The sequence below is a fragment of the Desulfobulbus alkaliphilus genome, assembly GCF_016918545.1.
Classification (GTDB): Bacteria; Desulfobacterota; Desulfobulbia; order Desulfobulbales; family Desulfobulbaceae; genus Desulfobulbus; species Desulfobulbus alkaliphilus.
Window position 1 is genome coordinate 1 of the sequence record NZ_JAFFQC010000035.1, and the last position, 13,428, is coordinate 13,428.

A 13,428-nucleotide genomic window follows, 5' to 3' on the forward strand; every position below is an offset into this window, starting at 1 on the left:
CCCCAAAAAAACATCCCCCTCCAAAATCTTCCCCATCCCAACGACCATCAACTGAATTTCTTTGCTTTTTTTCTCATTTCTGCTCTAATTTCCCCATACCCCCTCACCACTACCTCTCCGGAGAACAATTGTGGAGCAGAAAAAGCAATACGAAGTCACCATCCTCCTGCCCGCCTACAACGAAGCCGGTATTATCGGGACCACCATCGAAAAGATCCGGGCTTTGCATCCGGATTTCGAGATCCTGGTGGTGGACGACGGTTCCACCGACACCACCATGCAGGAGGCCATGGCCGCCGGCGCCAATGTCTGGCCCCACCCCTACAATATCGGCAACGGCGCGGCCATCAAATCCGGCCTGCGCTGCGCCCAGGGCAAATGGGTGGTGATGATGGACGCCGACGGCCAGCACCAACCCGAAGACATCGCCCGCCTCCTGGAATACAAAGACACCTACGACATGGTGGTAGGCGCCCGAAGCAGCAAGTCAGACACCAAAGTCCACCGTGACCTGGCCAATTGGGTGTATAACCAATTCGCCTCCTATGTCACCAAATTCAAGGTCGAAGACCTCACCTCCGGCTTCCGCCTGGTGCGCCTGGCCACGGCCAGACAATACATCTACCTGCTGCCCAATACCTTTTCCTACCCATCCACCCTCACCCTGGGCTACCTGCGCAGTGGCCGCAGCGTCAAATACATCCCCATAGAAACCAAGGCACGGACCGGCAAAAGCAAGATCAAACTACTCAGGGACGGCACCCGCTTCTTTCTTATCATCACCAAGATTGCCACCCTGTTCTCACCCTTTCGGGTCTTTCTGCCCATCAGCCTGGCTTTTTTCGTCGCTGGGGTTTGTTATTACGCATTCACCTTTCTCACCCAAGGCCGGTTCACCAATATGTCGGCCCTGCTCTTCAACAGTTCCATCATCATTTTCATGATTGGTCTGGTGGCTGAGCAGATCAGCCAGATGCGCTATGATCGGGTGGAATAGCAAGGGCAAAATGAAACCCAAACTGCTGGTCGTTACCTCCACCTTCCCCCGTTGGCCGAATGACACAGATCCACCTTTTGTTTATGAACTGTGCAAACGACTGACTGATGACTTTGAGATAATTGTCCATACCCCATGCTACCACGGAGCTTTGCCGCAAGAAAGGATGCAAGGGATACAAGTGCATCGTTTTCGATATTTCCTCTCCCGTTTCGAGCGATTGGCCGGCGGCCAGGGTATTGTCCCTAAATTACGGCGCAATAAACTCTACTATCTGCTGCTCCCTTTTTTTTTGTCAGCCCAGTTTATTTCTTTTTTACTGCTTGTCACAAAGAATAAGCCAAACGTCATCCACGCCCACTGGTTGATACCTCAGGGGCTACTGGCTGTGATTGCCAAACGATTGTATGGCATCCCCGTGGTTGTCACCGCCCATGGTGCTGATATTTTCAGCATGAGACGTTCTATGTTCATCCGGTTAAAAAAATATATCGTCGCCCATGCCGACCGGACAGTCACCGTCAGCGCCACCCTGGCCAAGGTGCTGATGGCTGACACCGGTAGCGTCGTTCACCCCGAGGTAATCTCCATGGGGGTTGATGCAACTGTCTTTTCCCCCCAGAAAATAGATGGAACCATCAGAAAACAATACGGTATCCACGGCCCCTTTCTTCTCTATGTTGGCCGGTTGACCGAAAAAAAAGGCGTTCAATACCTTATTGATGCCATGTTCAGAGTGGCTGGCAAACGGCCCGATGCCAAATTGTTGATCGTCGGTCATGGTGAACTGGAAAAGGAATTGAAGGGGAGAGTAGAGGAACGCGGATTACAGGAAGTGGTCAAATTCGCGGGAGGACAGCCCTATGCACAGCTACCCCCTTATTATGCAACCGCCGATATCTTTATCGGACCTTCCATCCAAGCCAGGGGAGGCGATACCGAAGGATTTGGTTTGACCTTTGTGGAAGCGGCAATGAGTGGTTGTTTGATAATTGGCACACGATCAGGAGGAATCGAGGACATCATTACCGATGGCCACAACGGGTTTTTAGTGCCACCGGCCAGTACCCCAGCGCTTGCTGAAAAGATTCTTCAAGCGGTCAACAATTTTGAGAATTATGAGGAAATCAGAGCAAGGGGGAGAAGGGACGCGCTGGAAAAATTCGACTGGGAGGTGGTTGCCAAAAGATATGCTGAGTTGTTTTTCGATGTTAAAAATATCAAAAAATCCGAGATAATTAAACCGTTATCGACCAAATGACTATAACTGTTCGCTCGTTGAAGCGTTGGCTTAAACCCGTCGCACACACTCCGCTGCATCCGCAATGGCATGTGTCTCGGCAACGAGTCAAGACTGCTCAATGGCTGAAATCGCAGGTTTGCGGGGTGGTCCTGGATGTCGGTTGCGGCAATGGATGGACCAGGGAAATCATGCCGGAAACAGTACAGTATGTAGGTATTGATTATCCGACTACCGTGGCTCTGGGATATGAAGGCCGGCCTGATTTATTTGCTGACGCTTCCTGTCTTCCTGTTGCCGATAAAAGCGTTGATACCGTTCTTTTGCTGGATGTGCTTGAACATCTTGACGATCCGGAAAAGGCTGTTGCCGAAGCCGCCCGTGTTCTGCGTTTGGGTGGCGTATGCCTGGTCCAGGTTCCATTTTTATATCCGCTTCATGATGAACCTCACGATTACCAGCGCTGGACCAACCATGGTCTCAAAAAACTGTTCCTGCAACATGGGTTTCACCCGGAAATCAGCAGCGAATCAAATTACCCTTGTGCAACGGCTGCCGCTCTTTTCTCCATAGCTCTGGCCAAGGGACTGCTTGATACTTTTCAGAAAAAGAGTTTAATGGTGCTTATAGCGGCACCATTGATTGCTGTCTTAATGCCATTGGTCAACGTGGTTGGACTGCTGCTTGGCTGGATGTTGCCTGCATCCTCCTGCATGCCGGGCAGCTACTTGGTTGTTGCAAAAAAAGAGATCCTTGAGAGCAATGCTGAAAAAGTATTTTAGCAATCTGTACAACAGGACGATGACGGAGTCGTATGATGCGGCCTTCCGAGAGATTTCCGCTGCGCTCGGTAACGGAGGCCTGTGCCTGGATTGCGGGGCAAGCACCGGAGGCTCATTCGTGAGACTCCGTACGATGCTGGAACTCGAACAATCAAGATATTGCGGAGTTGAATGGAGCGCAGCCAGTGTACAGACAGCCAGAGCCAGCGGTTACAACATCATCCAGGCTGACCTGAATGAAAAGTTACCCTTTGATAACGGACAGTTTCGCTGCGTTTTCGGACTCTCCGTGCTTGAACATCTCCTCAATGGCTGCAGGTTCTTGACGGAATGTCACCGCGTACTGGAAAAAGATGGGACCTTGGTGCTGCTGACGCCCAATATCAGCACTTTTTTCACCATCGCCTTGCTGCTGGTTGGTAAAATGCCGTCCAGTGGACCACATCCGGATTCAAATGCGTTGTTGGCCGATGAGGAGGTCTTCAAGGTCAGCGATGAAAATTTGACCCATGACACCGAGTCCGACACACCGGTCCATCGTCATATCGTTGTTTTCAGCTTTCGCGTTTTGCGCAGGTATTTAGCGATGATCGGCTTTGCCAACATCAAGGGGTATGGTTTCGGCCTGTATCCATTCCCGCGCTTCATGCAACCTGTGCTGGAAAAAATTGACCCCTACCATTGCCACCAAATGGTTTTCGTGGCAAAAAAATAACAACTCACCGGTGTTAGAAAAACCTTCTTCGGGGCGGAATCTGAACCGTTTACCAGTCTCATCCAGCCCCCGCTCGTCGACTGGTGGAGTGTAGCTGTACTGCTTCGAAAAATACCCCTAGTTTGCCAGCCAGCGTGTTCCAAGTCGGTACTGCAGTGGGCAGGGGAGTCGGGTTTTTTAATTGTCCGCGTACAGCCTCTGCAAGGCTCTCAGCATCTTCGGGCGCAAAGAGATGTCTGGGACTATTTTGAAGCACGTCTTCCAGCACTCCAACCCTTGCCGCCACTACCGGTATGCCGCAGGCAACACATTCATAGAATTTCTGCGGAAAGCAATATTTGCCAAAATCCGAGTCCCTATTGGCAATAATCGCAATATCGAGGGCTGAGAGGAATGTAGGGACTTTTGATGAGGGCAACATGCCCAGATAGTGCACTCTTGGGTACCGGGGAATCAAAAGCCCTTTGTCCAGGGGACCCGCCAGAGCCAGATGGATGTTGGGATATTCTTGAGACAGTCCAGCAAACGCCTGAAAAAGAGTTTCAATGCCCCGCGATCTGGAAATAGCCCCCGCTGTACCGATCAACTGACAATCAGTGGGTAGACCCAGGGCATCTCTGCTCTCCCTTTGATCCAAGGGGCGAAAAAGACCTCCAGGTACCCCATTTTCGATGACTTCGATCAGTCCTTTGCTGGTAGTCGTGTTTAGCACATAACGGGCCAAAGGACGGCTGATGCAGGTGATACCGTCAGCGTGGCGAAGAGCCCGGCGAAAGGCCGAAGTCACGCCGGGAATGCGCGTGGCAGGATAGCTCTCGAGATTATCGTAGAGGTCAACCACCACGGGCACCCCAAGTCGCTTGGCCACTCGTACGCCCAGGATTGCATGCAGTGCGTCAGAACAGGCCCAAACCAGATCCGGACAAAATTCCCTGCCAATCGTATCAATTGTCCGCCAATAACTCTGCCTCCCCCAGGGCAGCAATCGTTTGGCATTTAACGCATGCCAGGCAACAGACCTGTTGTCTACAACATCATCACGCCTGCCTTCATCGCGAGGGCGATAACTCAGGCAAATTCCGGTAACCTCATGCCCTATAGAAACCAAAGCCAACGGTAGCTCCCGAAAGCGGCCATAGCGATCATCGAGCAGATCCTGGCTCATGTATTGGCGTTTGGTGAGGACTAGAATGCGCATCAGGATTTTTTGGTTGCCGCCTTGACCATTTCTGGAGCATTCTTCAGCACTTTGAGGACAAATAAAAAAATCTGCAGATATTTGAATTTTTCAGTTTCAAACTGGCCACGAAAATAATCACATATTGCACCTGCCCTGTCACTTCTTGACCTACCGGTAAAGCCGAATGTACCGGCAATAAAGTCAAGTTGGACTACCCTGGTTTCCGGGGCCATGCAGGCTTTTTTTAAGAATACAAGATCCGCACCGATAGAATATCTTTTTGAATATAAACCAAATTTGTCATGCAAAGACCTGCGGATGAGGGACCCGACTGAATGTTCGGAAACAAAGGCATGGTGTGCATATAGCCAGGGCCAACAAGGTTTACGTTTTTCGACTTTCCCCTCGCGGATGATCTTGGCTGTTATTATATCCGCCTTGGTCCTATATGCATGGCTTTTGTATTGTTCAATTGCCTCAGGCGTCAATCGGTCATCGGCGCCAAGTATCAGGTAGTATTCCCCCGTAGCCATCTGAAGTGCTTTGTTCATGGCGTGGTAAATTCCGAAATCCGGTTCAGATAGCCATTGAGTCACGACATCATTGGCAGATTGAATGACCTCCACTGTTCCGTCTGTAGAAGCACCGTCAACAATGATCCATTCGAAATCAGGGTCCGTTTGCGTGCGTAGGCTCTCAACTAGGTCGGGTAGATGTTTAGATGCGTTGAATGTGACCGAGATTACTGAAATTGGACTTTGCATAGAGGTTATAAATCCTCTATGTAGGGATTGCTTGGGAGTTCAACGACATCATAGCCATGGCTTGATAGCTCTTTGGCCAATAGACTTGATACTTTTTCTTTGAAGATTATCGAGATCAGTATTTTGTAATTATCAAATCCAATTTTACAATGTGTATTAGATGTAATTAATAGTATATTGATTTTTCTATATAACGGGCCATGTTTTGATATTTTTTCATTTTCAACACCTTGGAAATAGAAATCATTTAACCCTTTGAATGCAACTGTTTTGTAATTTAATCCTAGGGCAACTTTTTCAATCTCCCTTCTTGATGTGCTGAATATGTATTTTCCTGACTCTTCATATTGATGTTTTTTGAATTTATTTGTTAAAATTTTATATATTTTTTTTAGATTTAAAAATATGGCTTGTAGGGTTGTATTTTCAATATATTTATCATTTGGTTCTATAAATATAATTCCTTTTTGGGCTACTCTGATCATTTCGTAAAGTGCTATCATGGGCCTTGGAAAATGGTGGTACGATTCTTTGCAAAATACATAATCGAATTCAGAGTCGTGGAAGGATAACGACTCGGCATTTTTTTTTAAATTTTGGGATAAAATTTTTATTAGCGGCTTCAATTAACAAATGTTCAGAGATGTCGGTTGCGAGGGCTTCTGAACCATTGTCTAAAATATATTTGGCATCTTTTCCGAATCTTCCATCACCTATTGTCAGTCATTTTGCCCCTTTGTCCAGCTCCAAAATAGGATTAGGAGCCTCATACATCCGCAGTTTGCGCCAAGCATCAACTGTATCATCTTCAAACCATGGTTTTGCGAGGCTCTCTATCTTGCCACCAGGGTGTAATGAGTCAAAATGCGAAGTTGCCTTTTTCAAACAAATCACCTGGAAGTCAGCCAATCAAAATTCTTTCATAAATCTCAAGGTATTGACTTGAGACTAGGCTCGGGGCAAAGCAATTTTCCGCTTTCTTTCGAGCATTAATACCAAGCTGATCAGAATCCTTATGGTCAATAACCCACTGTATCCCATGAGCGAGATCAATCGCATCATAAGGTTTTGCAAGATAGCCTGTTTTAAGATGGTCAACAGTATCCGGAAGACCTCCAATATCAAAAGCCACTACGGGCGTGCCACAGGCATGTGCCTCGGAAGCGGTTTGCCCAAACGCCTCCAGCCGCGATGGCACCACCATCACATCAACAGCGCTGTAGAGAATACGCAAGCTCAAATTGTCGTGTAGATGGCCAGTATAGCGGACCGGGAATCCAAAACTGGGTAGGTGCTCAGGAGCTAACTGCCCGAAAACGACAAGTTCCATGTTTGATACGAGACCCTGGAGCGCAGCGAGCCCTTTCAATAATAGATCAAACCCTTTACGAGAATCACGTCCACCACCCATAGCCCCGAAAGCTAACAATGTTTTATTTTCCGGCAAGCCAAGCAAAGCCCGAGCAAACTTTTTCTCTACAGGCTGCCAGATATCTAAATCCAACGGGTAGTAGATAAACTGTGTCGGCCAGTCTTTCATTAAAAGACTTTCAGCCGCACATTGAGTTAGCCAATTACTGTCACCGACAATGTACATGGGCCGCTGCCAGTACTTGCGCTTGCGCTGCCATGTCCAGCGATTCAGATCGAAGCCGGCTTCATGCGGCGGGCGGTTGTCGCGACGATAACCGTCGCGCCAGCGGTAATCGTCAGTGTAATGCTCCGCGCCACAGAATGCCCACATGTCGTGCAGGGTCCATACGATCGGCTTCTCGATACGGCTGATGTCGGCGATGGAGAGCATCTCACCGGCGACCCAATGCAGGTGCACGATATCCGCATCGCTCGCGTTGATGCGCTTGGCCCACTGCGACGGCACTATCGACGGCGAGTGAATAGTTGGATTTGCGGTCTTGAGTAGGCGGCGAAGTTGTCCGCCGACATGTCCGCGCAGGTTGACAGATAGCATTTCCAGCTTGTTTGACGGACCTTGCACCGTCCAATCACCGGCTATTGCCTTATTAACCCACATGAGGGAATCAACACCGGCCTCACGAAGGCAATGATGGATGCGGTAGGCTGCGCGGGCTGCGCCACCTATGATGTCGGAGTGATTGATGTGAATGACGCGAATTGACATGAGCCTTTTTCACTACTTACAACAGCATAATGACCACATAAGCCCTCGGAGATGCGAAATCAAAGGATGCATTTCATCGGCTTAAATCAGTCGTGGCGTCCTCCTCGCTAGGGTGGGACAAGCCCAGCCCTCAGTCGGGCTTGCGCGCCTCCACATACATCGACTCGAGACCCTTGCGTGGGCGACCGTCAGCATCGATATCAAGGGGATGGAAGGGGAAATCCTTAATCGAGCTGCTGTCGGCAGAGCAACGTATCACAGTTATGAATCCCACCGCGCTGAGTGTTTGCTGCAACTGATGGAAATCCCATAGCCAGTGGTGACGTTCGCCGATGCCCGCAAGGCTGACATTTTGTGTACGGAAGGCGGCCGGCAATCCCGCCAACCAGAGTCGCACCCAAGCCTGTTGCAGACGATGTCGAGCCCCGCGCAATATCCATGTGAGGTCTAGGATGGTCGAAGCCCGGCCCTCCGAAATTACCTTTAGTCTTGACCGCGATGCCAGATCCTCACCCATGCGCTCGCGGATAAAGGCGATCATCGCGTGATGCTCTGAACTTGCTGCTTCCCGCAGCAGGCGTTGATAGAGCCGACCCAACTCCCCGCCCGATTCACGCCGCACGCATTGGTCAACCATCTCAAGCACCAAAAAATTCGCTTTTTCATGCTCACCTGAGTCGCGCCAGGCCAAGTAGCTCCGCGCCATCTCTTCAAGGTCCGGCAGTACCAGTCGCAAGATTCCACCCGGTTGCAGAATACGCAGGCACTCGCGCAGAAAGCCATCGACCTCGGGCTTCGGAATGTGTTCGAGGAAATGCGACGAATAAACAAGTTGAGCCTTGGCTGATGGCAAGGGCAAGCGCTTGAGCAGATTCGCCTGCCGCACGGACGGGGTCGGAGCCGCAAAATCGAGATTAATCCAGTCGGGACCGTCCACGAAGACGGGACCGCACCCGAGATTTATCATAAAATTAGATTTCATTTACCTGGTATGATAATGCTAAACAAGTTAGAGGTTCAGAATCAGTCGTTTGCGCAATATTTTTGGTGTTGTAATTCAAGGAATTGCAAAAGATTTTCGTCTAGTCCATTTTCGTCTAGTTCTTTCCTAGCCAAGCTCATGACTTCGAAGAACGAACCTTTGGTATCCATACTTTTCATTTTTAAGTAGCTATACCATGGGTAACGCTCTTCCATCGTGATTGCCGTCTTTAGTCTAGCTTCGGTCACGTAAGCAAACAAATTATCAAGTTCTTCGTCCGATACCCTGAACGCACGAAGATCCCCCAAGAGTAATTCTTTATATTCTGAAGGCGAGACCCAAGTCTTTAGAAACTGATAGTTTCGAGACCATGGCGCGTAGATTGAGGCAATAACGGGAACCTTTAGAAAAACCAGTTCCTCAGCCATTGAACCATGATGAGTGACGCCAATCATCTGACCGGACCTATTGAAAGCAACAGGGCTGGAGTTCACACTCGCCCATTTCAATTTTGATGATGTAGGATATGCCTGCCTAAGCTTTTGAATTGCGATTTTGTCCCCCGGATAATTTCGGTAATCCACATTTGGGTGAGGCTTAATAATTACCTTATCAACTACCGGATTGCTCAAAAGTGTTTCTACCGTGAAAACAGCCCACTCATAAAGATCAGAAAAACCATCCGGGCCATAAACATATTGCGCATCATTAAAGCTATGTAGGAAAATTCCCACATTGACTCGCGGCCCATCAGCTTCAATCACCACTCCATTTTCATCCTCCAAGACTTTAGAAATATTTGCGGCTTTTTTCAAATAGCTGAGCTGGAGGCTAGGGTCCTCCGTTCTTTCACGCAAATATTGTTGAGCCTTAGCAATCGAGCCTGCACTGCCAGACTGACCGGTCAACTTAACCATACGCTCCTCGAACGGTCTGTAGTGTTGCCCCTGCGTTTTTCTGTAGATTGCATCGTAGGGGTACCACTCAACCACATCGAGATCAAGTTTTGCCAGTTTCCGCGTATAAATTGCATCCAAGTATGTTGGCTCCCTGACCAGCACAAGATGCTTTATTTGATCCTTAACCGATGTAAATTGCGGAACATTCTTTTTAATGTACTCAATTATTGCCACTGCATCTATGAGCTGTTCTAAAACAGCGAGCTTAGATCGGGAGAGAGAACCACCGCCATAAGGTCTAAGCCTGAATGTTGAAGATGCGACCAAATCACCAATGCATATTTCGGCATAGTTGAGTTTCAATAGCTTTTTGCCTTCAAAACCGCGAGCACCAAAGCAACTAATAAATAACTGTAACCCCTTTCTGTGCGAGAAAGCCCAAGCCCTCAAAGAATGATACAAGGGATGCTGAAAACGTTTTAGCCTGATAGCCAGGCCACTTATCTTAAAGCATCCCTCGATAATGTCGCTGTTATTGCTATTTTCTCTGAACTCTTTTTGCTTTGGGTCTATTTTTTTAGACAAGTTTAAACTTAACAAGCCACCAAGGCTATATAAATTTATTTTCGCTATTGACAAAATTTTCGACTTAAGGCTCAGGGCAAAGCCAACAATGTTTAGTGGGTTCCGTGTTGGATGAAAAAAAATATCAAAATCTATGCGATGGGTGGATTTGGCGGCATACCAAACTGCAGCGTCTAAAACTTTTAGCAAAAAGGGATCAGAAGGCCCAAAGAGTTGGGTTGTGTGCAGATGAACACGCAAAGGTTGCAGTGAATTTCTGTGAGCAGGGTTCGGAGATTCAAAGTTGGTCATTTGCTTCATATATTGGGCACTTCTGATGGGCTGTTGAGCCTGATCAGTATAAATGATGAATAATCTGTGAAGAATGTGCAAGATATTTGCGGGATGGCAAAGGGGCCCCCTCAAGTATCCTGGCTGATAGTGCGGTCGTTGAGGGTAAACGCCATGGTTGTGTCCTTTGCTATTTGATAATTCGTATAGCTTCAAAGGCCTCGGCCGCATCTACCCCAACCGTATATCCCCTGTGCCGGGCCAAAAGTTCGGCGTGCTGGATGCTGCGCGTATGCGGGGCCGGACGCATTTCCGATTGGTAGGCCTGGAGGGCTTTGAGTTTGGTGGGCAGGTATGCGCTGATATCCACAAACACAGTGGGCACGAATGCATCCTGTCGCGCAAAAGCCCAGTCCGTGCTAGACAGGACTTCAAACCCATAGATTTCCTTGACGCAGAACCCAGGTTGCGGACGGCAGGCGGTCAGTACCGCCTGGTGCGCGATCCGGTGATCAATGTTCAGATCGCCGCAGTGGTGGGTATAGATTACGTCGGGCGAACATTCGTGAATGATCCTTTCCAGCGGCTGGACCACATCCAGGAGCGGCAAGCCGTCCATGCGGTTGTCAGGAAAGTCCAGATAGTGAATGGTTTCTATGCCCAGAATTTTCTGCGCCTGCCTGGCAGCTTCCATGCGCTGTTCATGGTCGTGACTGTGGGCAGTGGGCCGTGAATTGACTCCATCAGCCATGAACACGGCATGAACGTCATCGCCTCCGGCAACAAGCAGGGCAATCGTGCCACCGCAGCCCAAGGCTTCGTCGTCAGTGTGAGCGGCGATAATGAGGGTTGTTTTGGGCATGCTTTGTTGTCCAAGGTTACATGTGTAATGCTAAATCAGCGGTTTACAAGCTCGAAGCCCACTGCAAGGCGTCCTTCACCGTATTGCCATAGTGAGGATCAGACAATTTAAAATCCAGTTCAGATTTTGTGTCGCGAAGATCATCTTTAATCATGTGTAAAATTGCATCGGGTCGAAGCGTGGTGTCCTGTACCCACTTCCCGTCGCAACGCGAGCACATGGCCTTCTCACCTTCAAATGAGGAATAGTCCCGATCAATATGGGCCTGTCGGAACTGCTGTGCTTTTTCGTTGTTCCAGAGTTCCGTGTATGGTGCATCATTGACATTTCCAAGGATATGCACGCTATCCCAGTCAATGGGGCAGAGGGATACGTCGCCAGTGGGCCTGATAATGATCCGGTCAAAGGCATTGAGGCACACGGGAAACTTTTTAGGATCAGTGATCTTCTCGTATCCACGTTGCACGAATTTGGTTTCATCCCGGATTGCCAACATATCGTGGAAATTCAAGATATCACTGGTATAGATGACATGTACGGGGAGTTTGGAGAAAAATTCACGGATATCGATCTTGCTGGACAAGGCCAGGCGGGAATTCACCGTAGAGATGTTGACATACACCTTCATGCCTTGCTCATGGTTCATCTTGAGAAATGTCAGGATGTTCAAGAGCGTTTTTTTGAGGTTTCCGCCCCGGCGTACCTGGGGATAGATTTCAGGGTCAACAGAATCGATTGAAAAAGAAACCCGATCAACCTGAGCGTCAATAACAGCCTGTGCCTTTTCCGCAGTCAACAGGGTTCCGTTGTTGATGATATTCAGGAAAAAGCCCCGTTCCTTGACCTCTCTGATCATGGCTAGAATATGCTTGTGTATGAATGGTTCGCCATGATTGCCAAAGGTTATTGTCGAAGATTTCCCTTCAGCTTGATCCAGAATTGTTCGGAATGTTTCCATGGTCATGTCTGGAAAAGGGCTAAAGCGCTCAAGGCTATGAAAACAGGTGATGCATGACAAATTGCAACGATTGCTAATGTCCAGATCGACCTGGTCGGGAAAATATGGAACTATCGTAGGAATCTGGTCTTGCTTAAAAAAAATGTACTGTTCAAAAAGAAATTTAAGTTTCATTTCTTTTTGTGCATTATTACCCCAATTCATAAATAATCTCCGATTATTTTCGAGCCATAACATAAATATGATGCACAGGCATAACATTTTCGTTCATATTAGCATTTCCAAAAGGCAAATATATTTCAAATTTTTTTATACTCGAAAAATCGGAAAACATATTTTCAATTTCTTCTTCTGTAGAAAAGTGTCGAGTATAGTTAGGAATACTTTCATCCAATGCAGAATGAAATAAATTACCATTAATTTCTAATGTTCGCTCCTCTATCTCGACTCCTTTATTTTTAAAAATATCATATATACCATCATTCAATCCATAGAAATTGACTAAAAAAATTCCGCCTCTCTTTAATATTCTAAAAGTTTCATTAATTATATCTATTTGTTTGATGACAGTATTCCCACCTATTGAGCTAATACACACAACAGCATCAAAAAAACTGTTTTCAAATGGTGTATTATCCATATAAGATTTAAAAAGTTTGGCTTTAACTTTTTTTAAACGACACATTTCATAGCAAATATCAAATCCATTATCACTTAAATCTAATCCATGCGAATCATGGCCTAATTCAGCTGCCAAAATTGCATGACGTCCTGACCCTGTTCCTAGATCCAGGACTTTGCTATGCTCTTTTAGATTGTTCTTCAAAAATCCTATCACAATCTCACTTGGGTAGAACATCCTTAATGATTCAGATTTATTATACCAATTGTAATAATTGTCATTATTGTTAGACATGAAATGTCTCCACATCATTGTTAAAAATGAATAAATATATCACTATGAGCTTCATGAACAATGTGTTGTACATTGCAGTTAATATACTTATAGTTAGTAGTACCTATTTTAAAAAAAACTAAACAAATCATCTATAGA

General features: G+C 47.3%; 14 protein-coding genes. 4 read left to right on the forward strand and 10 right to left on the reverse strand.

Annotated features, from left to right (window positions below; genetic code table 11):
* Positions 1-130 precede the first annotated feature (130 nt).
* From JWG43_RS14745 to JWG43_RS14760, 4 genes are read left to right on the forward strand one after another with little or no spacing between them, the layout of a single operon-like run.
* Positions 131-997 (forward strand): glycosyltransferase, encoded by an 867-nt coding sequence (locus JWG43_RS14745; RefSeq protein WP_205243715.1) that lies wholly within the window; start codon positions 131-133, stop codon positions 995-997.
* A 10-nt stretch (positions 998-1,007) separates the two neighbouring features.
* Positions 1,008-2,258, forward strand: a complete 1,251-nt coding sequence (locus JWG43_RS14750; RefSeq protein ID WP_205243716.1) for a glycosyltransferase — start codon at positions 1,008-1,010, stop codon at positions 2,256-2,258.
* Entirely contained in the window at positions 2,255-3,019 is a 765-nt protein-coding gene (locus JWG43_RS14755; RefSeq protein WP_240193617.1) for a class I SAM-dependent methyltransferase, read from the forward strand. The genes JWG43_RS14750 and JWG43_RS14755 overlap by 4 nt, the downstream gene beginning before the upstream one ends.
* Positions 3,020-3,038: 19 nt before the next feature.
* Positions 3,039-3,734: a class I SAM-dependent methyltransferase gene (locus JWG43_RS14760; RefSeq protein ID WP_240193620.1), complete on the forward strand. Its 696-nt coding sequence runs from the start codon at positions 3,039-3,041 to the stop codon at positions 3,732-3,734.
* Between the two features lie 58 nt (positions 3,735-3,792).
* On the opposite strand, the gene JWG43_RS14765 is transcribed toward JWG43_RS14760, so the two are convergent.
* The 10 genes from JWG43_RS14765 to JWG43_RS14810 form a co-directional block, all read right to left on the reverse strand.
* The gene (locus tag JWG43_RS14765) at positions 3,793-4,932 is read right to left on the reverse strand and encodes a glycosyltransferase (RefSeq protein ID WP_205243719.1); all 1,140 of its coding nucleotides are present in this window, start codon (positions 4,930-4,932) and stop codon (positions 3,793-3,795) included.
* Positions 4,932-5,678: a glycosyltransferase gene (locus JWG43_RS14770; RefSeq protein ID WP_205243720.1), complete on the reverse strand. Its 747-nt coding sequence runs from the start codon at positions 5,676-5,678 to the stop codon at positions 4,932-4,934. The genes JWG43_RS14765 and JWG43_RS14770 overlap by 1 nt, the downstream gene beginning before the upstream one ends.
* 5 nt (positions 5,679-5,683) lie before the next feature.
* Positions 5,684-6,304, reverse strand: a complete 621-nt coding sequence (locus tag JWG43_RS14775; RefSeq protein WP_205243721.1) for a class I SAM-dependent methyltransferase — start codon at positions 6,302-6,304, stop codon at positions 5,684-5,686.
* Between the two features lie 97 nt (positions 6,305-6,401).
* Positions 6,402-6,563 (reverse strand): hypothetical protein, encoded by a 162-nt coding sequence (locus JWG43_RS14780; protein WP_205243722.1) that lies wholly within the window; start codon positions 6,561-6,563, stop codon positions 6,402-6,404.
* A gap of 16 nt (positions 6,564-6,579) precedes the next feature.
* Positions 6,580-7,818: a glycosyltransferase family 4 protein gene (locus JWG43_RS14785; RefSeq protein ID WP_205243723.1), complete on the reverse strand. Its 1,239-nt coding sequence runs from the start codon at positions 7,816-7,818 to the stop codon at positions 6,580-6,582.
* Between the two features lie 130 nt (positions 7,819-7,948).
* Positions 7,949-8,800: a class I SAM-dependent methyltransferase gene (locus JWG43_RS14790; RefSeq protein ID WP_205243724.1), complete on the reverse strand. Its 852-nt coding sequence runs from the start codon at positions 8,798-8,800 to the stop codon at positions 7,949-7,951.
* 41 nt (positions 8,801-8,841) lie between these two features.
* Positions 8,842-10,584: a hypothetical protein gene (locus JWG43_RS14795; protein WP_205243725.1), complete on the reverse strand. Its 1,743-nt coding sequence runs from the start codon at positions 10,582-10,584 to the stop codon at positions 8,842-8,844.
* A gap of 160 nt (positions 10,585-10,744) precedes the next feature.
* Positions 10,745-11,416, reverse strand: coding sequence for a PIG-L deacetylase family protein (locus tag JWG43_RS14800; protein ID WP_205243726.1), 672 nt, complete (start codon positions 11,414-11,416; stop codon positions 10,745-10,747).
* A 43-nt stretch (positions 11,417-11,459) separates the two neighbouring features.
* Positions 11,460-12,611, reverse strand: a complete 1,152-nt coding sequence (locus JWG43_RS14805; RefSeq protein WP_205243727.1) for a radical SAM/SPASM domain-containing protein — start codon at positions 12,609-12,611, stop codon at positions 11,460-11,462.
* The gene (locus tag JWG43_RS14810) at positions 12,592-13,290 is read right to left on the reverse strand and encodes a class I SAM-dependent methyltransferase (protein WP_205243728.1); all 699 of its coding nucleotides are present in this window, start codon (positions 13,288-13,290) and stop codon (positions 12,592-12,594) included. Before JWG43_RS14810 ends, JWG43_RS14805 begins: the two co-directional genes overlap by 20 nt.
* Positions 13,291-13,428 lie beyond the last annotated feature (138 nt).